The organism is Actinophytocola xinjiangensis (assembly GCF_001921215.1).
Classification (GTDB): domain Bacteria; phylum Actinomycetota; class Actinomycetes; order Mycobacteriales; family Pseudonocardiaceae; genus Actinophytocola; species Actinophytocola xinjiangensis.
This window is the reverse complement of sequence record NZ_MSIF01000047.1, coordinates 1-26,310: the sequence shown is the minus strand read 5'-3', so window position 1 is coordinate 26,310 and position 26,310 is coordinate 1. Positions and strand designations below refer to the sequence as shown.

At 69.6% G+C, this 26,310-nt stretch carries 26 protein-coding genes; 17 read left to right on the top strand and 9 right to left on the bottom strand.

Annotated features, from left to right (window positions below):
- Positions 1–106: 106 nt before the first annotated feature.
- From BLA60_RS41280 to BLA60_RS41270, 3 genes are all read right to left on the bottom strand, one after another.
- The gene (locus BLA60_RS41280) at positions 107–964 is read right to left on the bottom strand and encodes an endonuclease/exonuclease/phosphatase family protein (RefSeq protein WP_154814985.1); all 858 of its coding nucleotides are present in this window, start codon (positions 962–964) and stop codon (positions 107–109) included.
- 51 nt (positions 965–1,015) lie between these two features.
- On the bottom strand, positions 1,016–1,315 hold the full coding sequence (locus tag BLA60_RS41275) for a DUF1905 domain-containing protein (RefSeq protein WP_075138558.1): 300 nt from the start codon (positions 1,313–1,315) through the stop codon (positions 1,016–1,018).
- Positions 1,316–1,438: 123 nt separating this feature from the next.
- On the bottom strand, positions 1,439–2,200 hold the full coding sequence (locus BLA60_RS41270; protein WP_075138557.1) for a hemopexin repeat-containing protein: 762 nt from the start codon (positions 2,198–2,200) through the stop codon (positions 1,439–1,441).
- Positions 2,201–2,584: 384 nt separating this feature from the next.
- On the opposite strand from BLA60_RS41270, the gene BLA60_RS41265 reads away from it, so the two are divergent.
- Positions 2,585–2,803, top strand: coding sequence for a DUF397 domain-containing protein (locus tag BLA60_RS41265; protein WP_075138556.1), 219 nt, complete (start codon positions 2,585–2,587; stop codon positions 2,801–2,803).
- 21 nt (positions 2,804–2,824) lie between these two features.
- Positions 2,825–3,181, top strand: coding sequence for a hypothetical protein (locus tag BLA60_RS41260; RefSeq protein ID WP_075138555.1), 357 nt, complete (start codon positions 2,825–2,827; stop codon positions 3,179–3,181).
- 124 nt (positions 3,182–3,305) lie between these two features.
- On the opposite strand, the gene BLA60_RS41255 is transcribed toward BLA60_RS41260, so the two are convergent.
- Positions 3,306–3,707 (bottom strand): rhodanese-like domain-containing protein, encoded by a 402-nt coding sequence (locus BLA60_RS41255; RefSeq protein ID WP_075138554.1) that lies wholly within the window; start codon positions 3,705–3,707, stop codon positions 3,306–3,308.
- Positions 3,704–4,279, bottom strand: a complete 576-nt coding sequence (locus BLA60_RS41250; RefSeq protein WP_084736177.1) for a cysteine dioxygenase — start codon at positions 4,277–4,279, stop codon at positions 3,704–3,706. The genes BLA60_RS41255 and BLA60_RS41250 overlap by 4 nt, the downstream gene beginning before the upstream one ends.
- A 244-nt stretch (positions 4,280–4,523) precedes the next feature.
- Here BLA60_RS41250 and BLA60_RS41245 point away from each other — a divergent pair, with 244 nt between their 5' ends.
- The 6 genes from BLA60_RS41245 (at position 4,524) to BLA60_RS41220 (ending at position 10,970) form a co-directional block, all read left to right on the top strand.
- Positions 4,524–4,892, top strand: coding sequence for a Na-translocating system protein MpsC family protein (locus tag BLA60_RS41245; protein ID WP_162293091.1), 369 nt, complete (start codon positions 4,524–4,526; stop codon positions 4,890–4,892).
- Positions 4,893–4,993: 101 nt separating this feature from the next.
- Positions 4,994–8,146, top strand: coding sequence for an ATP-binding protein (locus tag BLA60_RS41240; protein ID WP_075138551.1), 3,153 nt, complete (start codon positions 4,994–4,996; stop codon positions 8,144–8,146).
- A gap of 37 nt (positions 8,147–8,183) precedes the next feature.
- Positions 8,184–8,399: a hypothetical protein gene (locus BLA60_RS41235; RefSeq protein ID WP_154814984.1), complete on the top strand. Its 216-nt coding sequence runs from the start codon at positions 8,184–8,186 to the stop codon at positions 8,397–8,399.
- 168 nt (positions 8,400–8,567) lie between these two features.
- Positions 8,568–9,125, top strand: a complete 558-nt coding sequence (locus tag BLA60_RS41230) for an NADPH-dependent FMN reductase (protein ID WP_075138549.1) — start codon at positions 8,568–8,570, stop codon at positions 9,123–9,125.
- 10 nt (positions 9,126–9,135) lie between these two features.
- Positions 9,136–10,113, top strand: coding sequence for an ATP-binding cassette domain-containing protein (locus BLA60_RS41225; protein WP_075138548.1), 978 nt, complete (start codon positions 9,136–9,138; stop codon positions 10,111–10,113).
- Positions 10,110–10,970 carry an ABC transporter permease gene (locus BLA60_RS41220; RefSeq protein ID WP_075138547.1) on the top strand — a complete coding sequence of 287 codons (861 nt, stop codon included), beginning with the start codon at positions 10,110–10,112 and terminating at the stop codon, positions 10,968–10,970. Before BLA60_RS41225 ends, BLA60_RS41220 begins: the two co-directional genes overlap by 4 nt.
- 35 nt (positions 10,971–11,005) lie before the next feature.
- Here the strand turns inward: BLA60_RS41220 and BLA60_RS41215 are convergent, their stop codons facing one another.
- Positions 11,006–11,551: an MOSC domain-containing protein gene (locus BLA60_RS41215; RefSeq protein WP_075138546.1), complete on the bottom strand. Its 546-nt coding sequence runs from the start codon at positions 11,549–11,551 to the stop codon at positions 11,006–11,008.
- 79 nt (positions 11,552–11,630) lie between these two features.
- Positions 11,631–12,632 carry a 2-dehydropantoate 2-reductase gene (locus tag BLA60_RS41210; RefSeq protein WP_075138545.1) on the bottom strand — a complete coding sequence of 334 codons (1,002 nt, stop codon included), beginning with the start codon at positions 12,630–12,632 and terminating at the stop codon, positions 11,631–11,633.
- A 273-nt stretch (positions 12,633–12,905) separates the two neighbouring features.
- On the opposite strand from BLA60_RS41210, the gene BLA60_RS41205 reads away from it, so the two are divergent.
- The 6 genes from BLA60_RS41205 (at position 12,906) to BLA60_RS41180 (ending at position 21,377) form a co-directional block, all read left to right on the top strand.
- Entirely contained in the window at positions 12,906–14,621 is a 1,716-nt protein-coding gene (locus BLA60_RS41205; RefSeq protein ID WP_075138544.1) for a thiamine pyrophosphate-binding protein, read from the top strand.
- Between the two features lie 11 nt (positions 14,622–14,632).
- Positions 14,633–15,862 carry a formyl-CoA transferase gene (gene frc / locus BLA60_RS41200; protein WP_075138543.1) on the top strand — a complete coding sequence of 410 codons (1,230 nt, stop codon included), beginning with the start codon at positions 14,633–14,635 and terminating at the stop codon, positions 15,860–15,862.
- Positions 15,863–15,866: 4 nt separating this feature from the next.
- Positions 15,867–18,005: an acetate--CoA ligase family protein gene (locus BLA60_RS41195; RefSeq protein WP_075138542.1), complete on the top strand. Its 2,139-nt coding sequence runs from the start codon at positions 15,867–15,869 to the stop codon at positions 18,003–18,005.
- A gap of 203 nt (positions 18,006–18,208) precedes the next feature.
- A complete protein-coding gene (locus BLA60_RS41190; RefSeq protein WP_245812514.1) occupies positions 18,209–19,615 on the top strand; it encodes an Nramp family divalent metal transporter in 1,407 nt (468 codons plus the stop codon).
- Positions 19,616–19,627: 12 nt separating this feature from the next.
- Complete coding sequence (locus BLA60_RS41185; protein WP_211289026.1) at positions 19,628–20,275, top strand: hypothetical protein; 648 nt, start codon at positions 19,628–19,630, stop codon at positions 20,273–20,275.
- A 100-nt stretch (positions 20,276–20,375) separates the two neighbouring features.
- Positions 20,376–21,377 carry a TerC family protein gene (locus BLA60_RS41180; RefSeq protein WP_075138539.1) on the top strand — a complete coding sequence of 334 codons (1,002 nt, stop codon included), beginning with the start codon at positions 20,376–20,378 and terminating at the stop codon, positions 21,375–21,377.
- Positions 21,378–21,458: 81 nt separating this feature from the next.
- Here the strand turns inward: BLA60_RS41180 and BLA60_RS41175 are convergent, their stop codons facing one another.
- Positions 21,459–23,165 carry a hypothetical protein gene (locus BLA60_RS41175; protein ID WP_245812513.1) on the bottom strand — a complete coding sequence of 569 codons (1,707 nt, stop codon included), beginning with the start codon at positions 23,163–23,165 and terminating at the stop codon, positions 21,459–21,461.
- A 304-nt stretch (positions 23,166–23,469) separates the two neighbouring features.
- Between BLA60_RS41175 and BLA60_RS41170 the strand changes: the two genes are divergently transcribed.
- Positions 23,470–24,210, top strand: coding sequence for a GntR family transcriptional regulator (locus tag BLA60_RS41170; RefSeq protein ID WP_075138538.1), 741 nt, complete (start codon positions 23,470–23,472; stop codon positions 24,208–24,210).
- A 113-nt stretch (positions 24,211–24,323) separates the two neighbouring features.
- The gene (locus tag BLA60_RS44715; protein ID WP_170108442.1) at positions 24,324–24,488 is read left to right on the top strand and encodes a hypothetical protein; all 165 of its coding nucleotides are present in this window, start codon (positions 24,324–24,326) and stop codon (positions 24,486–24,488) included.
- A gap of 60 nt (positions 24,489–24,548) precedes the next feature.
- On the opposite strand, the gene BLA60_RS41165 is transcribed toward BLA60_RS44715, so the two are convergent.
- Positions 24,549–25,880, bottom strand: coding sequence for an OFA family MFS transporter (locus tag BLA60_RS41165; protein WP_075138537.1), 1,332 nt, complete (start codon positions 25,878–25,880; stop codon positions 24,549–24,551).
- A gap of 100 nt (positions 25,881–25,980) precedes the next feature.
- Here BLA60_RS41165 and BLA60_RS41160 point away from each other — a divergent pair.
- Positions 25,981–26,310 (top strand): ATP-grasp domain-containing protein (locus tag BLA60_RS41160; RefSeq protein ID WP_211289025.1); only part of this gene is annotated, 330 nt, incomplete at its 3' end.

Here is a 26,310-nt window from a genome sequence, read left to right as displayed (position 1 = left end):
GGCGGCGTGGGGCGGTACCGCCACTGCGATCGATGGCGCGGACCGTGGTCTCCGGGGCCGGGCCTGGGACCGGTGAGGTACTGCCCGACCCCGGAGCGCGCCGGTTCTAGCCGATCGTCAGGTCGACGATGACGGGGCGGTGGTCGGAGAGTTTGGGCTCGCCCGGTGCTGGCTGGGGGAGGGCCGGTGAGACGGCCTTGGTCGGCGTCGCCTTCTTGGACCAGACGTAGTCGATCCGCTTGCCGTTGAGCGTCGGGCCGGCGTTCTTGCCGGCGTCGGTCCAGCCGGCGCGGGGGTAGATGGTGTAGGTCGTGCTGCCCTGGACGTCGTTGAAGTCGCCGGCGAGCACCAGCGGAACGGTGTGGTCGAGGTAGTTCTCGATCCACCGTGCCTGGGCCTCGCGCTGCACGCGGCCCGCGCCGGCGCCCACCGTGAGGTGGGTGTTCCACACCGCGATCTTCGTCGACCCCGGCAGGATGACGCTCGCGCCGGCCAGCGAGCGGTGGACCGATCCCGCGCCGGGGCAGCTCGAATGCCGGGGAAGGGTGAAGCGGACCCGCTTGTCGATCGGGAACTTGGTGAAGATGGCGTTGCCGACCCAGTCGTCACCGCTGCCGCACGGCGCACCCGGATGGTCGGCGCGGCCGAAGTAGACGTGGTCGGCGCGCTCCGCCGCGGTGTCCCAGCCGAGTTCGGCGGCGAGACCGCGCACCTGGTTGCGCTGGGACGTGACCTGGATTTCCTGCACCAGCAGGACGTCCGGGTCGTAGCGCTTGATGAACGCCGCGAGCTTGGGGATGTTGGCTGTGCTGCCGTGGATGTTCCAGGTCATGACCCGGACGGAGGTCGCGGCGGCCTCGACCCCCGAGGCGGACGCCGGGCTGGTGACGACGGCGGTGGTGACCGCGGCGGACACGATCGACACGGCGGCGATCGCCCGGCCAAGTAAGTGTGGAATATGCACGGAGCGTGATAGTAGGAGCACCCCGGGCCGCGATCAAGAGGTGCGTCGTCGCTACTCCTGGCCGGGGGCGAGGCGCTCGGTCAGCACGACCGTCACCGTGTCACCAGCCTGTTTGCCGATGGTCGTGCGCAGTCCGGCGGCCACCGGCAGCTTGTGCGTGCCGTCGCCCAGTGCCATGAACGAGCCGCGGAACGGCTCGCCGTCGATCGTGCCCCGGACCTTCACCAGGCCCCGGGTGCCGAAGAACTCCACCGACTCCGGCCACACCACGTACGTGTGGCCGCCCTTGGCGTCACTGCGCCGCAGCGTCGCGGTGAACTCCCGCTCCAGTTTCCCCACCTCGCCCGCCATGACTCTCCTCTCACGCCTCGACGATCTCCAGGACGTCACTGTAGGGAGGACACACGAAGAGACCGACGGCCCGCCGGACGGGGGGACCGTCCGGCGGGCCGAGGTCGAAACGGGTGGATCAGATCAGCTGGTCCAGCGCAGGCCGGGCCAGCCCTGCGCGGTGTCCCGGGGGCCGGCGATGGTCTTGTCGGCCTTGGTGTCGTAGCGCACGTAGTCGGCGTCGTTGAACAGCCACGCCTGGTCGGTGCCGAACGACGGCGCGGTCACCGCGGCGTCGATCGCGTAGTCGAACTGGGCCGGCATGTCGACCCAGCCCTGGGAGATCTTGCGCGGCGCCACCACGACGGTGTCGGTGCGGGTGTTGTAGCGGACGTACTCGTCGTCCTTGAACAGCCACACCTGGTCGGCGCCGAACGGGGTCGCGGTGACCGCAGCGTCGATGCCCCGGGTGAACCGGGCCGGCAGACCGGTCCAGCCCTCGGCGATCGTGCGCGGGCCGACGATGACCTGGTCGTTGGCCAGGTCGTAGCGCACGTACTGGTCGTCCTTGAACAGCCACGCCTGGTTCGGGCCGAGCGTCGAGGGCACCGCGGCGTCGATGCCGCTGGTGAACCGCGCGGGCAGGCCGGTCCAGCCCTCGGCGATGGTGCGCGGGCCGACCACGACGGTGTCGGTCACGACGTTGTAGCGGACGTAGCGGGAGTCCTTGAACAGCCACACCTGGTCGGCCCCGAACGGGGTGGCCTCCAGGGCGGCGTCGACGTGCGTGGTCGCGGTCGTTTCCGGGTTCTCCGCCGGGGCTGCGGAGGCCTGGCCGATCGTGGACACCGCCAGCACACCGAAGGCGAACGCGGCCATCGTCACACGGCTGAACTTGAGTCTCATCAGTCTCTCTCCTGGGACGCAACGAGAAAAAGTCGGGGGAGTTCCCCGTGAAGATTCATCGGCATCCCCGGGCCGGCGGGAGATCGCTGGGGAGGCTGATGACCGGCCTCGATCCGGTGAGCCGATCGGGTGCCGTTCGTGTGCGGTTCTTCCGGACGGGTCGCGACACCACTCAGAACCGAAAGTAATTTCACCAATTACCCTCGGTAGTTGAATGACGTCAACCTGGGACAATGTATTGGGTCATTGTCATGACCGCTTTTGGCGCGCCCGTGTCATCTGCACGTGCATTTACCGCTGCACCAGCAAGTGCTAACGTCTGCGGCATGCAGCTGCACGTGCAGATGCACCCACGAAAATGGTTCGTCGAGAAAGTGGGGACGGATGTCGGGTGAAGTGCGTAACGGAATGTCCGCCGACGGGCTGGACCGCGCCAACTGGCGCAAGAGCAGCCGCAGCGGCGCGGTCGGCAACTGTGTCGAGCTGACCTGGCCGGGTTCGGACGTGGTGGCGGTACGGAACTCACGCGACCCGCGCGGGCCCGTCCTCGTCTACCCGCGCGCGGACCTGGTGACCTTCCTGGCCGGTGTCAAACAGGCGTGACTGAGCTGTGAAGGAGGCCTGATGGCCGCCAGTGCGGTGCCGTCCGGTGAGGGGGCGGCCAGCACCGATGTCCAACTCCGCGCGCTCGTGGTGCGCGGGTTCAGATTCCTGGACCCGAGGGACGAGAACGGCGACGTGCTCGCCGTCGTCGGAGTGCGGGCACACCACGACGTCCTGGACGTCGTCCGGCTCGACAGCGAGGACGACGCGGTGGCCATGCGGCTGCCGGCCACCGAGGACGTACTGGCGCCACGCCAGGTGTTGTGGCAGGAGTACGGGTCGGCCCACCAGGTGCTGGGCGCGATGCTCGACCTGCCCGACAGCCACGGCGACCAGGCCACCGACCTGCTGGTCGTGAGCAGGCGCGTCAGCGCCTGAACCACGATGCCGCCTCGGGGGGCGGTACCTGTCCGGTCGGCCCGTACGACAGGTCAGGTACCGGCTGGGGCGGTCCGGGGAGCGGACCGCCCCAGCGGGACCCCCTTCGGCCACCGGCGTCGCTCTACCGGCTCAGCCGCGACACCGTCGGCAGGCCGCTCGCGTGCCAGGCGGTGTACCCGCCGATCACGTCGGACACCGTCGTCAGCCCGAGCTGGTCCATCACCTGGTGGGCGGCCAGGCTCGAGGTGTAGCCCTCGTTGCACATCAGGATGATCTCCCGGTCGCGGTCGCCGAAGGCCAGTTCCCGCAGCCGGTGCTCGCTGGTGACGTCCAGCCGCCACTCCAGCACGTGCCGGGACACCGCGATCGCCCCCGGCACCTCGCCGAAGCGCCAGCGGTACTCGGTCGGCCGCAGGTCGATCAGTACCGCACCGGCCCGCATCGCCTCGGCCGCGCCGGCCGGTTCGTGGCGGGTGATCCGTGCCCGCGCCGCGTCCAGCAGCGCGCTGATCCGGTCGCTCACGCCGGCACCTCCCGCAGCCGGGCGGCCTCGACCTCCAGCGCGCTGGTGTCCGGTTCCGGGGTGTCGCACGGGATCTCACGCAGGTGGTGCATCCCGGTCGGCAGCCAGCAGTAGAAGTTCATCGACCGCAGGGGAGGGGAGTAGGCGTGCACGGACACCGTCGGTTCGGTGCCCACGTTCACCAGGTTGTGCAGGTAGTCGGCGTCGAACCCGACGGCTTTCCCGACCGTGTGCCGGCGGGTGCGCAGCCCGGTGCGGCGCACGCTGCCGTGGTCCTCGGTCAGCGAGCCCCTGGCGACGGTGAACGCGCCGGCGCTGCCGCCGTGGTCGTGCAACAGGGTGTCCTGGCCGATGTCCCAGCAAATCAGCCACACCTCGACGAACTCGTCGACATGTAATCTCGAATAAAACCGCCGAGTGAGGTCGAAACGAACCGAATTCGACCATTTCCTGGGTTCGTCGGCGATTTCCTGAACGGTCGCGCACAATTCTTTCGGCGTCTGGTGACGCGCTGACGACGGCACGACGGAACTGACAGAACTACTCACGAGACAAGCCCTTTCGCCTGGCATCCCGCGGTGTCCCCGCTCGCCGGTCCCCGCGCCACGTCGTGCTGGGCGGTACCTTCGTTCGAGGCCACCGCGAGTGGTATCTCGCTCGAGTCGCGTCACCGCGTGCCTACGCAAGGGCACACTGTGGCACGGCCCGATCAGCCACTATGGTTTCCCGGTGGGGTGAGCGATGCGCTCGCCAGGAGCCTATCCGGCGGGGGACTCGGGACACAACGTCGTGAGAGCCGGTGAAGGGAACGGCGCCATGCGGATAACCAGGGCGCAACGCAACGCCGTGGCCGAGAAGATCACCAGCCTGGAACGCATGTTCTACGGCCGGGGTCCGCGCAACGTCCAGGTGTCGGTCAGCGACGACGAACCGGTCAGCCTCATCGTGCTGTCGATCGACAGCCTCACCGTCGCCGACGCGGTGCTCGGTGAGCGCGGTCACCGGGAGGCGGTCATCCGCCACCACGAGGCGCTGCACGAGGCCACCCGGGCCGACTTCCTGGAGGCCGTGGAGAACATCGTCGGCGGCCAGGTCAGCGCCTACCTGGCCCAGGTCCACCCGACCACCGGCACCGCGATCCGGGTGTTCGTCTTCTCCGACGCCATCCCGGAAGAGCCCGCCTGACCTGGGCATACCTTTTCTCATAGGCGTTGTGTCGGTGGTCTTGCCTACTATCGTCGAGCCCATCAAACCGGTCAAACCACGCGGGAGACGACCACACCGACATGCCTGTTGCTGAGCTCATCGGGCGGGACCATCCCTCCGCCCTGCTGCGCGCCGAGATCGCGCGGGCCGCCGAGAGCCACGGCGGCCTGGTGCTGGTCACCGGCGAGGCCGGGATCGGCAAGACGACCCTGGTCACGGCCGCCGTGGACGACGCCCGGCGGGCCGGCGCGCTGGTGCTGTCGGGCACCTGCTGGGACTCGGCCGCCGCGCCCGGCTACTGGCCGTGGACCCAGGCGGTGCGGGCGCTGCGCCGGCAGGCCGGCGAGGCGGAGTGGGCCGCCGCCGAGGCCGCCGCCCAGGACAGCGCCGGCGCCTCGCTGGACCTGCTGCTGGGCGGTACCGGCCCGGCCGAGCCGGTCACCGGCTTCCAGCTCTACGACGCGGTCACCAGCGCGCTGGTCGCGCTCGCCCAGTCGCGCCCGGTGGTGGTGGTCCTCGACGACCTGCACTGGGCCGACCCGGAGTCGGTGCGGCTGCTGGAGTTCGTCGCCCAGCACACCTGGTTCGAGCGGCTGCTGCTGATCGGCACCTACCGGGACGTGGAGGTCGAGGCGCCCGACCACCCGCTGGCCCCGCTGCTCGCGCCGGTGCAGGCCAAGGCGACCACGGTCACCCTGACCGGGCTGGACGAGGCCGAGGTCGGCGCGCTGATCGCCCGCACCGCCGGCAGCCAGGCGCCGGCCGACCTGGTCGCCGAGGTGCACCAGCGCACCGGCGGCAACCCGTTCTTCGTCGAGCAGACCGTGCGCCTGTGGCACGGTGGCAACGCGCCGACCGTGCTGCCGACCGTCGTCGCGCCGGGCGTGCGGGACGCGGTCCGCCGCCGGCTGTCGCTGCTGGCACCGGTGGTGTCGGCGCTGCTCACCGGGGCCGCTGTGCTCGGCCGGGAGTTCGACCGCCGGGTGCTGGCGGCCACCGTCGCCGCGCCGGTGCCCCAGGTCGCCCGGCTGCTGGACGAGGCCGTGGCCGCGCGGCTGGTGCTGCCCCAGGGCGAGGGCCGGTTCACCTTCGCCCACGACCTGGTCCGCGAGGCGCTCTACGAGTCGCTCGACGACGACCAGCGCCGCCGCCGGCACGCCGAGGTCGTCCGCGCGCTGGACAACACGGCGCTGGCCGAGCGGATCTTCCCGGCCGACCTCGCCCGGCACGCCCACCTGGCCGGCGACGAGCTGGACCCCCCGCGCGTGATCGACCTGATGGTCGCCGCCGCCAAGGAGGCGCGGCGGCGGGCCTCGTTCGTCGAGTCGCTCGGACACTACCGCCGTGCGCTGGACCTGCTCGGGCCCGACGACCCGCTGCGGGTGCGGATCAACCTCGACCTGGGCACCGTCTGCCACAGCATCGACCAGTTCGAGGGCATCGGGTCGGCGTTCCAGGAGGCGGCCGAGGTGGCGTTGCGGCTGGACGACCCGGAGATCCTGGCCAGGGCGGCGCTGACCATCTACGGCGCCGACGCCGCGGTCGCCGACGCCGACCTGCAGGCCAGGCTGCTGCGCACCGCGCACGCCCGGGTCGTCGGCGGTGACGGTGACGGGGACAGGTCGCTGGACGTGCTGGTCCAGGAGCTGTTGCGCCAGTCCATCGCCAACGCGCGCGACGAGAACGACCACGAGCAGCTGGGCTTCGGCCTGTGGGCGATGCACGACCGGCTGTGGGGGCCCGGCCACGCCGAACAGCGCCGGGCGCTGACCGACGAGCTGCGGGCCATCGCCCGCCGCTCCGGGGACGTCGAGATGGAGAAGTACGCCAACTCGCTGGGCTGGGTGGCCGCGCTGGAGCTGGGCAGCGTCGCCTACCTGGACCTGTTCAACGCCTTCATCCGGCTCAGCGAACAGCACCCCGACCCGTCGTTGGCCACCGGCGCCGACATCGACCAGACGGTCATCGGCGGGATGCGTGGCCGGTTCGACGAGGCGTTCGCCGCGCTGGCCAGGGTCACCCCGCTGGTCGAGCACACCGACCACGCGCTCTACCGGTTCCTGGCCCACCACCTGGAGTGGGCGCTGGCCGCGCTGCGCGGCGACCAGCCCCGACTCGCCGTGGCAGAGCGTGAGGCCGAACGGACGCGGCTGCCGCACGCCGAGCTGACCGCCGGTATCGCCGCCGCGCAGCGCGGCGACGCGGCCACGGCCACCCACTGTCTGGCGGTGGCCGACGCGCGGGCCGAGCCGGCCGGCCCGACCTACCTGCCGCTGCTGCTGCGGCTGCGTGCCCAGACCGCCGCGCTGACCGGCGATCCCCGGCTGTGTGAGCGGTCCCGCGAGGAGCTGACCCCGCTGGCCAGCACCTGGCTGGTGGCGATGTTCGGCTGTGACGTCAGCGGCCCGGTGGCGTTGTGGCTGGCCGGGCTGGACGCCGCGCAGCGCCGCTGGCCGGCGGCGGTCGAGGGCTACACCGAGGCGCTGCGTTCGGCCGAGCTGCTGGGCGCGCGCCCGTGGGTGGTGGAGGCGAAGGTCGGCCTGGCGGCGGCGCTGCGCGGGCGCGGCTCGCCCCCGGACGGGGAGCGTGCGCGGGCCCTGGCCGGCGAGGCGGCCCGCGAGGCCGCCGAACTCGGTCTGCGCCACCGCGCCCCGGCCGGACCGCCGCCGCCGGCCCCGGCGCCCACTCCCAACGAGTTCCGCCGGGCGGGGTCGGTGTGGACGCTGTCGATGGCCGGCCGGACGGTGTCGGTCCCGGACGCCAAGGGCCTGCGTGACCTGCACGTGCTGCTGGCCTCGCCGGGCACCGAGATCCCGGCGGTGCGCCTGCTGGACCCGGCCGGGGGCGAGGAGGTGGTCGCCGCGTCCCGCCTGGGCGGCGACGACCTGCTCGACGACACCGCCCGCGCCGCCTACCAGCAGCGCCTGGCCACCCTCGACGACCTGATCGACGAGGCCACGCTCGCCGGCGACGACCAGCGCGCCGCCCGGTTCGACGAGGAGCGCGCCGCGCTGCTCACCGAGCTGCGCGCGGCCGTCGGCCTCGGGGGCCGCGCCCGGCGCCTGGGTGACGAGACCGAACGCGCCCGCAAGACCGTCACCGCCCGCATCCGCGACACCCTGCGCAAACTCGCCGACGCGCACCCGGAGCTCGCCGGGCACCTGCGCGAGGCCGTGTCCACCGGCACCACCTGCGGTTACCACCCGCCCCGCCCGACGGACTGGCGCCTGTAGGTCCTCTAAGCTGACCCGGCGGACGGAGGAGGTCGACATGGCTGTGAGTGAGACGATCCGGACCGCGTGTCACGGCTGCCGCCAGGTGACCCAGTTCCGGGACCAGGAGGGCGCCGTCCGGCCGATGATCATCGCCGGGTCCGGCACGGTCTGGGTCGACCGTTCGCCCGGCGGGATGGTCGAGGAGTCGTGTCCGCTGTGCGGCGAGGGCGAGGATCCCGGCTGGATCCCCGGTTTCGTCCCACCTGTCTGAACCCGCCGCCTGTAGTCAGGACCAACCCGAGGTCGAGATGACCGTGGGTGAATCAGACAGAACAGACGCACCGGGTGTTCCGCGGGATCTCGCGGGGAAACCAGCGGGGTGCCAGATCGGATCTGGCGGCCGTCTCGCGCCTTCAGGGTGAAGGACGTAGGAGGGCTGATGGACACACGGCTGCGGGTCGCGGTGATCATCGGAAGCACGCGGGACGGCCGGGTCGGCGAGTCGATCGGCACCTGGTTCGTCACGGTCGCGCAGCGCCGCGACGACGTCGAACTCGACGTCGTCGACCTGCGGGACTTCGTGTTTCCCGAGCGGTACCCGGAGGGGGTGAGCGACGACATGCGCAGGTTCTGCTCGGCGATCGGGCGGGCGGACGGCTTCGTCGTGGTCACCCCCGAGTACAACCGCAGCTTCCCTGCCTCGCTCAAGCAGGCGATCGACTTCGCCTACGACGAGTGGCACGCCAAGCCGGCGGGGTTCGTCTCCTACGGCTGCCGCAACCGGGGGCACTACGCCGTCGAGGCGTTGCGGGACGTGTTCACCGAACTGCACGTCATGACCGTGCGCGACGAGGTGGCGATCGACCTGCTCGCGTTGCGCGGGGACGGTGTTCCCGGCGACGAGGCCGAGATCGCCGTGCGCACCATGTTGGACCAACTCGCCTGGTGGGGAGTCGCGTTGCGCGACGCGCGAGCCAGGCACCCGTACACGGAATGAGAGGAACGAGATGACCGAGCTCGCTATCGAGACCTCGGGTCTGGTCAAGATCTTCGGGAAGACCAGAGCGGTCGACGGCGTGGACCTGGCCGTCCCGGCGGGCAGCGTCTACGGCGTGCTCGGCCCGAACGGCGCCGGCAAGACCACCGCGGTCAAGATGCTGGCGACCCTGCTGCGCCCGGACGGCGGGCAGGCCACGGTCTTCGGCCACGACGTGGTCCGCGAGGCGGACACGGTCCGGTCGCTGGTGAGCCTGACCGGCCAGTACGCCTCGGTCGACGAGGACCTGTCCGGGACCGAGAACCTGGTGCTGATCGCCCGGTTGCTGGGCCACCGCAAGCCGGCCGCCCGTGACCGGTCGGCCGCGCTGCTGGAGGCCTTCGGCCTGACCGATGCCGCCGACCGGCAGGTGAAGAACTACTCGGGCGGCATGCGGCGGCGCATCGACATCGCCGCGTCCATCCTGCGCACGCCGGAACTGCTGTTCCTGGACGAGCCGACGACCGGGCTGGACCCGCGCAGCCGCAACCAGGTCTGGGACATCGTGCGGATCATCGTCGCGCAGGGCACGACGGTCATGTTGACCACGCAGTACCTGGACGAGGCCGACCACCTGGCGTCGCGGATCGCGGTCATCGACCACGGCCGGGTCATCGCCGAGGGCACCCCCGGGGAGCTGAAGGCCTCGGTCGGCGCCGGTTCGATCCAGGTCCGGCTGCGCGACGCCGCGCAGCGTGAGGAGGCGCTGCGGGTGCTGAGCTCGGTTCTCGGTGAGGCCGTGCGCCCCGAGGCCGACCCGGTGGCGCTGACCGCGCAACTGTCCGGGGAGGACTCGGACCGGGAGGCCGCCGAGCAGGCGTCGCGGGCGCTGGCCGCGTTGGCCGCCGCCGGTGTCGTCGTCGACAACTTCGCCCTCGGGCAGCCGACCCTCGACGAGGTGTTCCTGGCCCTCACCGACCACCCAGCCACCGAGGAGGCCGCGGCATGAGCACCGCCACCACCACCGAACCGACGACCACCGCCAGTACCGCCTACGCCCCGGCGGCGGACAGGCTCGGTGCCGTCCTCGCCTCGCGGGAACAGCCGCCGAGACCGTCGGCCTGGTCGGCGTCGCTGACCTTCGGCTGGCGCACGATGCTCAAGATCAAGCACGTGCCGGAGCAGATGTTCGACGTCACCGCGTTCCCGATCATGATGGTGCTGATGTTCACCTACCTGTTCGGTGGGGCGCTGGCGGGCTCGGTGACCGAGTACCTGCAGTTCCTGCTGCCGGGCATCATGGTCACCAGCGTCATCATGATCACGATGTACACCGGCATGGGCGTGAACATCGACATCGAGAAGGGCGTGTTCGACCGCTTCCGCACGCTGCCGGTGTGGCGGCCGGCGGCCCTGGTCGGCGCGCTGTTCGGGGACGTGTTCCGCTACGTCACCGCCGCCGTGGTGATCCTGGTGGTCGGCCTCATCCTCGGGTTCCGGCCCGACGGGGGAGTGCTCGGCGTGCTGCTGGGGATCGTGCTGCTGGTCGGGTTCTCGTTCGCGTTCTCGTGGATCTGGACGATGTTCGGGTTGCTGCTGCGCTCGGAGAAGTCGGTGATGGGCGTCAGCATGATGGTGTTGTTCCCGCTGACGTTCCTGTCCAACGTGTTCGTCGAGCCGGAGACGATGCCGGCGTGGCTGCGGGTGTTCACCGAGGTCAACCCGATCACCCACCTGGTCGCCGCGGTGCGCGGGCTGATGGCGGGCAGCCCGGACGGCGGCGAGATCGTCTGGGTGCTGGTCGCGGCCGGCGTGATCATCGCGGTGTTCGGCACGCTGACCATGCGGCTGTACAACAGGAAGTGAGGACGGGCGGCGGGGCTTCGCGAGGGGCCCCGCCGTCAGACCCGCGCCAGCGGGAAGTGCGGTCGGGGCGGCAGCGCCACCTCGACCCGGTCGCCAGGGCGGACCTGGCCCGAGCGGGAGACGATGCCCATCACCCCGGCCAGTCGCTGGACCTCGCCGGACTCGGTGGTGCGCAGGACCTGTTTGAGCAGGCCCTGCTGGAGGCCGTTGATCTGTCCGCACGGGTTGCGCAGGCCGGTCACGGTGATCACCGCGTCACCGATGGTCAGCCGGGTGCCGACGGGTAGGCCCATCAGGTCGAGGTGGCGGGTGGTGATGTTCTCGCCGAGCTGGCCGGCGCGCACGGTGTACCCGGCGCCGGCGACCAGGTCGAACAGTTCGACGGGGATCAGGTGCACCTGGCGCAGGTTGGGCTGTGACGGGTCGGCCGCGACCCGTGACCGGTGCTGGACGGTGGCGCCGTAGTGCGCGTCGCCGTGGACGCCGAGTCCCTCGTGCAGGGTGATCGACGACCTGTTCTCCTTGCTGAAGGTGTGTTCGGTGGCCGCGTGCACGGCCAGTACCACCGGGTCGTCCGCCATAGGTCCATTGTCCCCCGGCCGGCGCGTGCCCCCGGCGGGTCTCGCCGGGGGCACGCGCCGCGTCGTGGAACTGCCCGGATCAGCGGGTCAACTGCGGGTTGAGCTGGGGGTTGACCGCGACCTGCTCGTTGAGCAGGTCGGCCAGGGCGCTGACCACGCGCACGGTCGGCGCCGCGGCGCCGGTCAGGTCGGCCAGCTCGACCACGGCCTTGAGGATGACGTCGAGTTCGAGCGGCTTGCCCTTCTCCAGGTCCTGCAGGGTGGAGGTCTTGTGCTCGCCGGCGCGTTCGGCGCCGGCCAGTCGCCGTTCGATGGAGATCTCGGGGTGGGACCCGAGTCTGGCGGCCACGTCGAGGGTTTCGCGCATCATCTCGACGACCAGCTCGCGGGTGCTCAGGTGCCGGCAGATGCCGGCCATCGTCGCCCTGGTCAGCGCGCTGATCGGGTTGAAGGCGATGTTGCCCATGAGCTTGAGCCAGATGTCCTTGCGCAGGTCCGCCTCGACCGGACACTTGAGACCGCCGGCGACCATCGCCTCGGCGAACTCGGTGCATCTGGCGGAGATCTCGCCGGTGGGCTCGCCGATGGAGAACCGGGTGCCCTCCAGGTGCCGGATGACTCCGGGGGACTCGATCTCGGTGGCCGCGTAGACCACGCAGCCGATCGCGCGTTCGACCGGGAGCGCGGCGGAGACCGCGCCGTCGGGGTCGACGCTGTCGATCCGGTGCCCGGCGTACTGTCCTGGCACGCCGTGGAAGTACCACCAGGGGATGCCGTTCTGGGCGGCGATGATCGTGGTGCCGTCGTGCAACAACGGCTTGATCATCGGGCCCGCCTCGGCGTACCGGTTCGCTTTCAGGCCAAGGAAGATGTGGTCGACCGGTCCTACCTCGGTCGGGTCGTCGGTCGCGTGTGGACGGCTCGTGAAGTCGCCGCGCGGGCTGAGCACCCGCACGCCCGATTGTCGGATCTCCTTCAGATGGGGGCCTCTGGCTATGAGGTGCACCTCGGCTCCTGCCCGGTGCAGCGCCGCACCGACGTAAGCGCCGATGGCTCCGGCCCCAAGAACAGCAACTTTCACCGCGTAAGCTCCGTTCTTGTGTTCATTTGGTATGCAGCATACAGTATGAGATGTTGCGCGAAACGAGAAGAGATGAACACGGAAGTGCTGGTCAACGGGCATGCGGGGGTCTTGCGACCGCCCGCTCGGGGCCGGCGTGGACGGGATCAGACAACAGCATCGACAGGCGCGGATGACAAAACGTAGACCGGGACGCTGGCCGTCATTAGAGTCATACGGTATGCAGTATGCGCCACCTCCCCCACACGATGACATGAGGAGATGACGAGTCACATGGCTTCAACGGTCCGGGAGACGCCGGGCGGCGACGGTCAGGAGAACCCGGAGATGATCTCCGGCGGTCATCTGGTGGCCAAAGCGCTCAAGGCCGAAGGCGTGGACGTGATCTTCACGCTCTGCGGCGGGCACATCATCGACATCTACGACGGCTGCGTCGACGAGGGCATCGACGTCATCGACGTACGCCACGAGCAGGTCGCCGCGCACGCGGCCGACGGCTACGCACGGATCACCGGCAAGCCCGGCTGCGCGGTCGTCACCGCCGGCCCGGGCACCACCGACGCGGTGACCGGCGTGGCCAACGCGCTGCGCGCGGAGAGCCCGATGCTGCTCATCGGCGGCCAGGGCGCGCTCACCCAGCACAAGATGGGCTCGCTGCAGGACCTGCCGCACGTCGACATGATGACCCCGATCACCAAGTTCGCCGCCACGGTGCCCAGCACCGAGCGCGCGGCCGACCTGGTGTCGATGGCCTTCCGCGAGTGCTTCCACGGCGCGCCGGGACCCTCCTTCCTGGAGATCCCGCGTGACGTGCTGGACGCCAAGGTCCCGCTGGACAAGGCCCGCATCCCGAAGGCGGGCGCCTACCGCGCCTCGACGAGGACCGCCGGTGACCCGGCGGCCATCGAGCGCCTGGCCGACCTGGTCGTCAACGCCGAGAAGCCCTGCGTGCTGCTCGGCAGCCAGGTCTGGACGACCAGGGGCACCGACGCGGCCACCGAGTTCGTCCGCGCGCTCAACGTGCCGGCGTTCATGAACGGCTCCGGCCGCGGCACCCTGCCGCCCGGCGACCCGCACCACCTGCAACTGGCCCGCCGCTACGCCTTCCAGAACGCCGACCTGATCATCATCGTCGGCACCCCGTTCGACTTCCGGATGGGCTACGGCAAGCGCCTCTCGCAGCAGGCCACCGTGGTGCAGATCGACCTGGACTACCGCACGGTCGGCAAGAACCGCGACATCGACCTCGGCATCGTCGGCGACGCCGGCGCGGTGCTCGCCGCGGTCACCCAGGCCACCTCCGGCCGGGTCGACAACGGTGCCACCGGGCGCAAGTCGTGGCTGGAGGAGCTGCGCGCGGTGGAGACCCAGGCCTTCGAGAAGCGCCTGCCCCGCCAGCTGTCCGACGCCGCGCCGATCGACCCGTACCGGCTGGTGCACGAGATCAACGAGTTCCTCACCGAGGACTCCATCTACATCGGCGACGGCGGCGACATCGTCACCTTCTCCGGTCAGGTCGTGCAGCCCAAGTCGCCCGGCCACTGGATGGACCCCGGTCCACTGGGGACCCTCGGCGTCGGCGTGCCGTTCGTGATGGCCGCCAAGTACGCCAGGCCGGACAAGGAGGTCGTCGCGCTGTTCGGCGACGGCGCGTTCAGCCTCACCGGCTTCGACTTCGAGACCCTGGTGCGGTTCAACCTGCCCTTCGTCGGCATCGTCGGCAACAACTCGTCGATGAACCAGATCCGCTACGGCCAGATCCAGAAGTATGGCGCCGACCGGGGCCGGGTGGGCAACACCCTGGGTGACGTCCGCTACGACGAGTTCGCCCGGCTGCTCGGCGGCTACGGCGAGGAGGTCCGCGACCCCAAGGACATCCGTCCCGCCCTGGAGCGCGCGCGGGACAGCGGTCTGCCGTCGCTGATCAACGTCTGGGTCGACCCCGAGGTCTACGCGCCGGGGACGATGAACCAGACCATGTACAAGTAAGGGGACTCGGCATGCGCAAAGCACTCGAGGGTGTCCGGGTCCTCGACATGACCCACGTCCAAAGTGGACCGTCCTGTACGCAGATCCTGGCGTGGCTGGGCGCCGACGTGGTCAAGATCGAGGCCCCGAGCGGTGACATCACGCGCAAGCAGCTGCGGGACCTGCCCGATGTGGACAGTCTCTATTTCACGATGCTGAACTGCAACAAGCGCAGCATCACGCTGAACATGAAGTCCGCGCGGGGCAAGGAACTGTTCACCGAGATGGTGAAGGACTTCGACATCCTGGCGGAGAACTTCGGCCCCGGCGCGATCGACCGGATGGGCTTCTCCTGGGAGAAGCTCCAGGAGATCAACCCCCGGCTGATCTACGCCTCCATCAAGGGCTTCGGCGACGGCCCCTACACCCACTTCAAGGCCTACGAGGTCGTCGCCCAGGCCATGGGCGGCTCGATGGCGACCACCGGCTTCGAGGACGGCCCGCCGCTGGCGACCGGCTCGCAGATCGGTGACTCCGGCACCGGCATGCACACCGTCGCCGGCATCCTGGCCGCCCTCTACCAGCGCGAGCACACCGGCCGTGGGCAGCGGGTCACCGTCGCCATGCAGCACGCCGTGCTCAACCTGTGCCGGGTCAAGCTGCGCGACCAGCAGCGGCTGGCGCACGGCCCGCTCAACGAGTACCCGAACGAGGAGTTCGGCGATGAGGTGCCCCGCTCGGGCAACGCCTCGGGCGGCGGGCAGCCGGGCTGGGCGGTGCGCTGCGCGCCGGGCGGCCCGAACGACTACATCTACGTCATCGTGCAGCCGGTGGGCTGGGAGCCGATCGCCAAGCTGATCGGCCGCCCGGAGCTGATCGACGACCCGGAGTGGTCGACGCCGGAGGCGCGGCTCAACAAGCTGGACAAGATGTTCCAGCTGATCGAGGACTGGTCGGTCAACCACGGCAAGTGGGACGTGCTCGCGATGCTCAACGAGCACAACATCCCCTGCGGGCCGATCCTGTCGACCAAGGAGATCATCGAGGACGCCTCGTTGGCCGACAACGAGATCGTCGTCAAGGTCGACCACCCGGAGCGCGGCGAGTTCACCACGGTCGGCATGCCGATCAAGCTGTCCGACTCGCCGGCGGAGGTCAGGCGCTCTCCGCTGCTCGGCGAGCACAACAACGAAATCTACGGCAGTGAGCTGGGCGTGTCCGAGCAGGAGCTCGCCGAGCTCAAGGCGAATGGAGTGATCTGAGCCAATGTCCGAAGTAGACAAGGCGGCCGTCCGCGAGGTCCTGGACACGGTCCGGGCCGAGGGTCGGGACTCGCTCACCGCCCCCGAGGGCAAGCGGGTCTGCGACGCGTACGGTATCCCGACCCCACGAGAGGGTCTCGCCACGACGGCGGACGAGGCGGCGAAGCTCGCCGAGGAGATCGGTCAACCGGTGGCGGCCAAGATCGTGTCGCCGGACATCCTGCACAAGACCGAGGCCGGCGGCGTCATCGTCGGCGTCTCCGGTGCCGACGAGGCGCGGGCGGCGTTCGACACGATCATCGCCAACGCCAAGGCGTACAAGGCGGACGCGTCGATCACCGGCGTGCAGATCCAGCAGATGGTCGGTGCCGGCGGCACCGAGGTCATCGTCGGCGCCACCACCGACGGCACGTTCGGCAAGATCGTGGCGTTCGGTCTGGGCGGCGTGCTGGTCGAGGTGCTCAAGGACGTGACCTTCCGGCTGGCGCCGCTGGACGCCGCCGAGGCGCGGTCGATGGTCACCGGGATCCAGGCGGCCGAGGTGCTCCAGGGCGCCCGGGGTGCCGACCCGGTCGACCTGGACGCGCTGTCCGACGTGATCCAGAAGGTCTCCCAACTGGTCACCGACTTCCCGCAGATCAGCGAGTTCGACCTGAACCCGGTGTTCGCCTCGGCGAGCGGCGCGGTGGCGGCCGACGTGCGGATCCTGCTGGAGACCCAGGAGCGTTCCGAGCCGGTGCGCTACAGCCAGGAGGAGATCCTCCAGGCGATGAACACGATGATGAAGCCGCGCTCGGTGGCCGTCATCGGCGCGTCGGACCAGGCCGGCAAGATCGGCAACTCGGTGATGAAGAACCTGATCAACGGCGGGTTCGCGGGCGAGATCCACCCGATCAACCCCAAGGCCGACGAGATCATGGGCCGCAAGGCGTACAAGTCGGTCGGTGACGTGCCGGGTGACGTGGACGTCGCGGTGTTCGCGGTGCCGGCGAAGTTCGTGCCGGCCGCGCTCACCGAGTGCGGCGAGAAGGGTGTCACCGCGGTGGTGATGATCCCGTCCGGGTTCGCCGAGACCGGCAACCAGGAGCTGCAGGACGAGATCGTCGAGATCGCCACCCGGTACAAGGTCCGGATGCTCGGGCCGAACATCTACGGCTACTACTACACGCCGGAGAGCCTGTGCGCGACGTTCTGCACGCCCTACGACGTGCGCGGCGGCGTGGCACTGACGTCCCAGTCCGGCGGCATCGGCATGGCCATCCTGGGCTTCGCCCGCACCACGAAGATGGGTGTCTCGGCGATCGTCGGGCTGGGCAACAAGTCCGATGTGGACGAGGATGATCTGCTGACCTTCTTCGAGCACGACGACAACACCCAGTGTGTCGCCATGCACCTGGAGGACCTGAAGGACGGCCGTGCGTTCGTGGAGGCCGCGAAGCGCATGACCAAGAAGAAGCCGGTCGTCGTGCTCAAGGCGGGCCGTACCGACATGGGTGCGCGGGCAGCCAGCTCGCACACCGGTGCGCTCGCCGGCGACGACAAGGTGTACGACGACATCCTCCGCCAGGCGGGCGTGGTTCGGGCGCCCGGGCTGAACGAGATGCTCGAGTACGCGCGGGGTCTGCCCCTGTTGCCGACCCCCCAGGGCGAGAACGTCGTCATCATCACCGGTGCCGGCGGCAGTGGAGTGCTGCTGTCGGACGCCTGTGTCGCCGAAGGACTGTCCCTGATGGACATTCCGCCGGACCTGGACGAGTCGTTCCGTGCGTTCATCCCGCCGTTCGGCGCGGCGGGCAACCCGATCGACATCACCGGCGGCGAGCCGCCATCGACCTACGAGGCGACGATCCGCCTTGGCCTGGAGGACCCGCGCATCCACGCGCTGATCCTCGGCTACTGGCACACGATCGTCACCCCGCCGATGGTGTTCGCCGAGTTGACCGCCAAGGTGCTCGCCGAGGCGCGCGCCAAGGGGATCGACAAGCCGGTGGTGGCGTCGCTGGCCGGCGACACCGAGGTCGAGCAGGCCTGCGACTACCTCTTCGAGCACCGGGTGATCGCGTATCCCTACACCACCGAGCGGCCAGTGGCGGTCCTCGGTGCCAAGTACCGGTGGGCGAGGGCCGCCGGCCTGATCGGCTAACTGGCCGACCATTTCGCGTTTTCACGGGGTGGCCGCCGGGACGGAAAACGGCGGCCACCCGCAGGGGTCGACAGGCAGGCAGGCGGTAGTAACCGAACACTGGAGGTCCAATGGTGGATTCTCACAACCCTCCTGTCGCCGGCAGTGGTGAGGCCACTGTCGACGGGGAGGAACGGGTATGGCGAGCCGGGGGGCTCGAACCCATGCCGATTCGCCCGCTACCAGACGCACCACCGTCCATCCACCTGCTGGGCCCGACCGTGTTCCTGGTCGCGCTCGGTGTCGGTATGGGCGAGTCGTACATGTGGCCGCGACTGGTCCTGGTCTTCGGACCCGAGATCCGATGGCTCTTCCTGATCGGCGTCACCCTCCAGGCCGTGGTGATGCTCGAGATGGCGCGTTACGCGATGGCGACGGGGGAGAGCATCTTCTCCGGCGCCGCACGGGTGTTCAAACCCCTGATGTGGTTCTTCTTCGTCACGGCGATCCTGGTCTACATCTGGCCGGGTCACCTCTCCGCGGGCGCGGCGGCGTTCGAGGAGATAACGGGCATCCCGTGGGTCGTGACCGCCTGCGTCGCCCTGATCCTGGTCGGGATCCTGTTCAGCCTGGCCAGTGTCATCTACGACCTGCTGGAGAACGTGCTCGCGATCCTCATCGGCACGCTGGTGGTCGGCACGGCGGTCATCGCCTCCATCGTCGGCAGCTGGGACGACCTGGGCAGCACGCTGGCCGGCATGTTCGCCTTCGGGTACCTGCCAGACGACATGTTCACCGAGGCGTGGTTCCCGGTGGTCGTCGGCTCGATCGCGTTCGCCGGCCCGTCGGGCATGCAGCAGATGTGGTACACGCTGCACCTGCGTGACTCCGGTGCCGGCATGGGCGCGCACGTGCCCAAGATCCGCGGCCTGCGGTCGGCCAAGGAGGAAGAGGAGATGCCGGCCCGCGGGTTCATGTTCGACACGGACAACCCGCAGGAGATGGAGAAGTGGCGCGGGTGGCGCAAGTGGGTCACCTTCGACGCGTTACTCCTGTTCTGGGGCATCACGATGCTCGTGACGATCTCGTTCACCGTGCTCGCCAGGTCGGCGGCCAGGGAGAACCCGAACGTCAAGGAGCTGATCGAGGGTGGCGACCGGGACGCGGCGCTCTCGGCGATGTCCGACGCGTTCGCCGCGGCCGGCAGCCCGGTGCTCGGCACGTTGTTCTTCGCCTTCATCGCGCTGATCGGGTTGAACGCGACCCTGGGTCTGTTCGACTCGTTCTCCCGGGGGCAGGCGGACATGACCTACTTCCACGTTCCCGGCGCGCGACGGTTCCGGCTCTCGCACCTCTACGCCGGGTTCCTGTGGGGCGTCATCACCTTCGGCATCATGATCCTGTTGTTCGGCCCGGCCGACGGACCGGCGGGGATCCTGGACATGCTGGCGTTCTTGTCCTCGTTCGCCATGGGTGCCTACTGTGTGACGTTGTTGCTGGTCAACAACAGGATGCTGCCCAAACCGATCCGGCCGAAGTGGTGGTCGAACGCGATCATCGGCTTCGGTGCGGTGTTCTACCTCGGCATGCTGTTCTACAGCTTGTTCAGGTACGGCGTTGTACTGGACTAGGGGATGACCGCGATGCGCCTCTACCGTTTGGCCGAACTGCTCCTACCGGGGCTCTTCGTCGGGTTCATCGCCGGCCTCGTGGCCGGTGGGCTGGCCGGATTCGTCGGCCAGCCCATCGGCTGGGCGCTGGTGACGGGCCTGGCCCTTGGCATCCCGCTGGCGCTGCTCGGCGCCGGCTACACGATGCTGCTCGTGCAGAACAAGGTGCGCCTGGGCGGGTTCGCCCCGGCCGCCCTCTACTGGCTGATCGCCTACCCGGCGGCCCGTCTGCTGCACGAGGTGACCACCTCGGCGGTCATCGGCGGAACGCCGAGACTGCCCGAGGACGTGTTCGGGTTCCTCGCCTACCAGGGGATCGTGAGCGCGGGCTTCTCGATCGGGTTCCTCTGGATGCACGAACGGGTCGCCCCCCGTTACTGGCAGCGGATCTCCGAGCACAACCCGGCCGCCGCCAAGGTCTACGTGCGGTACGCCGAGCACGCGCGGATCATCTTCGAGGCCAAGGAGCGCCGCAAGGCGATGCGCGGCCAGGTCAGGGCGGCCCGCCGCGGCGGACGGCCGGCGGGCACCCCGTCGCCCACCGCCGACCGGCCGCCGGCGCGTCCCGGGAAGAACGTCGCCAAGCCGGAAGGCAGGAAGGCGACCTCCACGACGCGTTGACTACGCTCGAGTAGAACAAGTCCCCGGGAGAACTCGTCGACGCGCCGTTGATGGCGGCGGCGCGTCGACGAGTCGTACTCGCGCGGGCGAAAGGTAGCCGATGAACGTCCCCCTGTGGTTGTGGCTGGTCACCGTGATCGGCCTGACCGCCGTCATCTGTCTCGACTTCTATCTCATCTCGCGCAACCCGCGTGACCCCTCGCTGCGCGAGTGCACCCTGTGGATCTGCTGCTACGTGGGGCTCGCGGTGCTGTTCGGCCTGGGCATCCTGGCCTTCGAGGGCCCGCAGTTCGGCGGTGAGTTCTTCGCCGGCTGGATCACCGAGTACTCACTGTCGGTCGACAACCTGTTCGTCTTCGTGATCATCATGTCTTCCTTCGCCGTGCCGCGAGAGTACCGGCAGAAGGTGTTGTCGATCGGGATCGTCATCGCGCTGGTGATGCGCGGCGTGTTCATCATGGTCGGCTACGAGGCGATCACCCGCTTCGACTGGCTGTTCTACGTCTTCGGTGCCTTCCTCATCTACACGGCGTGGAAGCTGATGACCCACGGCGACGACGATGACGAGGAGTTCAAGGAGAACGCCATGCTGCGCGTGGCGAAGAAGTTCCTGCCGGCCACCGACCAGTACGAGGGCGCCCGGATCACCACGAAGGTCGCCGGCAAGCGCATGGTCACCCCGATGCTGATCGTGATGGTCGCCATCGGCACCACCGACCTGCTGTTCGCGCTGGACTCGATCCCGGCCATCTTCGGGCTGACCAAGGAGCCCTACCTGGTCTTCACGGCCAACGCGTTCGCGCTGATGGGCCTGCGCCAGCTGTTCTTCCTCATCGGCGGGCTGCTGGACAAGCTGGTGTACCTGAGCATCGGCCTGTCGGTGGTGCTCGGCTTCATCGGGCTGAAGCTGGTGATGGAGGCCCTGCACCACGACGGTGTGTCCTGGGCGCCGGAGATCCCGATCCTGGTGTCGCTGGCGATCATCATCGGCACCCTGGCGGTGACCACGGTCGCCAGCCTGCTCAAGGTCCGCCGTGACCGCGACCGGGAGATCGCCGAGGTGGCGACGACCACCGACGAGCGTCCGGCCGAGGTGGAGTGACGGTGGAGTGAACTTCGGTGGGCCGGGCCACACGGACCGTGGCCCGGCCCACCGAACCCCCGGCTCAGCCCCGTCAGCCCGTCAGTTCGGGGTGTCGGCGTCGGTCTCGTAGTCCTCGCCGTCGCCCGTCGCCGCGCCCGGGTCGGCCCCGCCGAGGGCCGGGTGGTCGGCGTAGGGGTCGTAGTCGCCCCGGTCGGTGGCGTCGGCCTCCTGCCCGGGGTTCAGCGAGCTGTCGTGGTCGCCGACGCCGGCCTCCTCCCAGTCGTCCATGATCCGTTCGTAGGCGCCCTGCTGGTCGGACTCGACCTGGGCGTAGTCCTCGGCGGCGGCCACGGTCTGGTCGCCGGCCACCAGGTAGCGCCCGCAGGCGGTCTTGACGAAGCCCTCGAACATCGTCCGCAGTTCGAGCAGCGCGGTGTCCCCGGCGGTGGCCGCGCCGTCCTTGTCGGTCAGGTGGGCGTCGGCGTCGGAGGTCTGGGCGATCCTGGGCCACAGGCCGTCGTAGAACTCGCCGGCCTCGTAGCAGGTCTGACCGATCTTGAGGATGTTCTCGACGTTGGCGGTGTAGTCGTCGGCGCCGTGGTCGTCCCCGCCGGGGTTGTTCTGGGTGAGGTCGTAGAGCTCCAGGTTGAAGCTGTGGATGCCGAACACGGTCGACTGGAGGTTGTTGACCTCGCCGGTGTACTCGGTCTCCATGGTGTCCAGCTCGGTGTTCAGCTCGGTGACCTTGGTGTTGAGCTTCTCCACGACCGCGACCAGGTCGTGGGCGTAGCCCTCGGTCTTCACCGAGGGCAGCAGGTTCTCCCCGCAGAACCCGACCAGGGCGATCGACGCGCCGATGGCCCCGCCGGCGACGGTCCAGCCGCCGCTGATGGCGATGGCGCTGCCGATGCCCTGCATGACCTTCCAGCCGGCGACCAGGTCGGTGCTGATGGCCTGGGTCTCCTTGAGCGACTTGGTGGCCCACTGGATCCAGTACAGGGAGTCGTTGCGGCCCTTCTCGATGATCGCGCCGCGGGCGGCGTAGAGGTTGGCCAGGCAGCCGACCATGCCCGACTGGTTGTTGGTGGTGGGGGTCACGGAGTCGAAGAAGCCGGCCTTGGCGCGGGAGGCGGCGAGCCCCGTCCAGCCGGCCCACCAGTCCTGGCCCTGGGCGCGGGCGCCGGACAGGTCCTCGGCCTTGCCGACCAGCTCACGCTCGCTGACCGGGGTGAACGAGCCAACGTCGGAGCCGGAGCCGGAGCCGGCCTCCAGGCCCAGCTGGCCGCCGACGGCGATGAACGTGTCGTAGGCGTCGTTGATGGCGCCCATGTCCTGGGTGTCGAACAGGGGGAGCTCGTAGTAGGTGTACTCGCGCTCGCCCCAGGCCCAGTTCTCCACCTCACCCAGGATCTGGCCCATGCCGCACTCGATGAACGGCGGCACGGTCTCCATCCGGCCGTTGGGGCCCATCACCTCGACGCCCTCCTCGTCGGTGACGCCGGTCTTCCCGTCGCAGGTCACCCCGCCCAGCGAGCCTTCCTGGCCGCCCTCGACCCAGGCGACGTAGGCGCAGCCGCCGCCGGCGCCGCGCAGGTGGTGGACGGCGGGGGCGGACAGGTGGTCCCAGAGCGGGACGTGGTTGGCGGCGGAGACGGAGCGTCGAACCCGGGTGGGGAAATCTTCGACCGCCTGGATGCGCTGCACGACGAGTTCGCGCCAACGGAACGTGAGCGCCTCGTGGAAGTCGTTCATCGCGGACGAGAGCGTGGCGGCGTGCGCGGTTCCCGTGATGTAGTCGCCGGACAAAGATCTTCCCCTTTTCGCATCGACGTTCGTGAGCAGCGAAGACAGTCTGGTAAGCGATCGTCCATGGGACGTGGGGAGCCTAGGTGGGGTTCCCAAATCATCCAAATGATCAATGTTGTCAGCGCGACTGACGGTGAGGTTCCGATTCCCAGCTCGACGGGCAAAAGACCCGGTCGGGGGAGTGGCTCCGGTCACTCTTTGTGAAGGCGCTCACGAGAAGAAGTAATCGGCGGCGGAGTCGCTGTATGCTGTAGACAACGAACAGCGGTGTCTGGGAGTTCAGCTTCTACCCGATGGAGCCACGATGCAGTCGAACGAGTTGCCGAAGGAACTGGCGGCTCGCCGGATCGACCGGCCGGTTCCCCTGCGCGAGCACGTCTACCAGGCGATGCAGGAGCTGATCATCTCGCGGCGTCTCGCACCCGGTCAACACCTGGTCGAGAGCGAGCTGGCCCAGATGCTGGGAGTGTCGCGTCAGCCGGTACGCGAGGCGTTGCAGTGGCTGAACAACGAGGGCTGGGTGGACCTGCGGCCGGGCTACGGCGCGTTCGTCCATGCCCCCACCGAGGAGGAGGCCGACCAGCTGCTGGCGGTCCGTTCGCTGCTGGAGAGCGAATCAGCGCGGCTGGCCGCGCTGCACGCCGACGCCGAGGGCATCGCGCGCCTGCGCGACCTGAACCGACAGGGCAGTGAGGCTCTGGAGTCAGACGACGTGGACACCGCCGTCGCGTTGAACGCGGCCGTGCACCGGTGTGTCACGGAACTGTCCGGCAACAAGGTGTTGCTGGACTTCGCCACCCAGGTGGACCGTCGGGTTCGGTGGTACTACACGCCGATCGCGCGGCAGCGTGGGGAGCAGTCCTGGCGTGAGCACGCCAAACTGATCGACGCGATCGAGAACCGGGACGCCGACGGTGCCGCCGCGATCATGAAGGAACACACCGAGCGGACACGGAAGTCCTACCTCGAACAGCGGGTGGCCGAAGGCGACCAGCAGCTGATCGCGCTGCCGGCCCGACGGCGCCGACGGGCCTCCAAGGCCTGACGCTCCCTCTCCGCGTCGCCCCAGGCGGGCGACCGACCGAGTACAAGCACGCCCTGTTCGCGCTGACGCGAACGAGGGTTACCCGTGATGCCCATGAGGAGGTGAATCGAACGATGCGCAACTGGCTGAAGAAGCTCGGCTCCTTCAACGCCGACGGCCGCCCGCTGGGGATCGGCCTCGCGGCCGCGATGAACAAGCAGCGTGAGCTGGCCGCGCGCGAGGTGGAGGACTACCTGCGTACCGCGCCCGCGCCCACGCGCGACAGGTCCTCGGTCTGACCGGGGCCTTCGGGGACTGGACCGTGGTCCGTACGGTCCAGTCCCTTTCATCTGCCCCGGTCAGGCGGGCAGGGCCGACACCAGGTGCCCCGGCTGGCGCAGCTTGAGGCACAGCGCGCCTGATCCGACCGCCAGCACCGTGGCCAGCAGGAACACCGTCGGGTAGCCCCACTCCGGCAGCGCCACGGCCGCCAGGCCAACGCCGAGCACGCCGCCGAAGGCCTTGGCGCTGTAGACCGCCGCGTGGGTCTGGCGGGCGCCGGCGCTCTGGTCGCCGAAGAACTCCCGGGCCAGGCTCGCGAACAGCGGGTAGAACGCGCCGCCGCCGATGCCGGCCAGCAGCGTCGCCGCGACGAGCATCGCGCCCGAGCCGGAGGCCGCCGCGCCGGCCAGGAACAGTTGTCCCACACCGAGAACGGCCAGGACCCAGCCCAGTGTCCTGGTCCTGCCGGCGCGTTCGGACACCCGGATCGCCAGTGCCCGGCCGGCGCCGTTGGTGCCCAGCAGCACGCCGGTGCCGATGGCCACCACCAGGACCGTGAGGTCAAGCGACGCGCCCAGGGTGGCCAGGAACGTGATGTCGAACAGCGACACGGCGCTGGCACAGAACAGGATCAGGTACATCAGTGGCGCCACGCCGGTGCGCATCGCCTCGCGGGGGGAGAACTGCCGCACGGCGTTGACCGGGCTGCGCCGGCCGTCCAGCGCCCACTCGCGCGGGTCGACGGTCGGCGGCCACCAGTGCGCCGGCGGGTCACGCAGGATGAGGCCGGCGCCCAGGACGACCAGGAACACGACCGCGGCGGTGACGTTCAGCATCGCCGTCAGCGGGCCGCCGTTGGCGGTGAACAGGAACGCGACGGCGAACGGGACCGAGCCGTAGGCGAACGCGCCGGTGGCCAGGCTGACCTTGGCGGCCGTGCGTTCGGGGTACCACTTGGCCACGGTCGACGAGCAGGTCGCGTAGACCAGGCCGGCGCCGGTGCCGCTGAGGACCGAATACCCGATCAGGGCAACGAGTGGTGACCCGTGGGCCAGCGAGAGTGGGCCGGCGGCGAGCAGGACCGCGCCGGCGATCATGGCGCTGCGCGGGCCGATCCGGCCGCGTTCCCGCAGGAACGCGACGGGGAATCCGGCGCCGGCCTGGAAGACCGTCCACAGTGCCAGTAGCCAGAACACGTCCACGGCGGCCCAGCCGCGCTCGGTGAGCGCGGGGACGAGCGAGCCGAAGCCGTACTGGAGGATGCCGATCGCGGCCATCGCGGCCCAGGGCAGCCACAGCATCCAGGTGCGGTCGCGGCCGAGAAGGGCTTCGGGGGAGGGGCCGACGACGTAGCGGCGGCCGAGGAAGTCGAGTGTCTCACCTGGCGCGGGTTCGGCTGAGGTCCTCATCACTGGCCTCCAGGTTCCCTGGACAAGTTGTTCCATACTGCATACAGTCTACAACACATGGTGGCCCCGGTCACAGACCTGAATTGGAGGGGTCGGGCGCGTGGACCTGTACGAGTACCAAGCAAAAGACCTGTTCGCACAGCACGGCGTGCCGATCGGTCCTGGTCAGGAAGTCGTCGAGGACGCGGCCGCCGCCGGCGAGGCCGCGACGCGCCTCGGTACGCCGGTCGTGGTCAAGGCCCAGGTGAAGGTCGGCGGGCGCGGCAAGGCGGGCGGCGTGAAGCTCGCCCGCGACCCGGCCGACGCCGCGGACAAGGCCGGCACGATCCTCGGGCTGGACATCAAGGGGCACGTCGTCCGTCGGGTGTTGGTGACCCCGGCGTCGGATATTGCCGAGGAGTACTACTTCTCGTTCCTTCTGGATCGTACG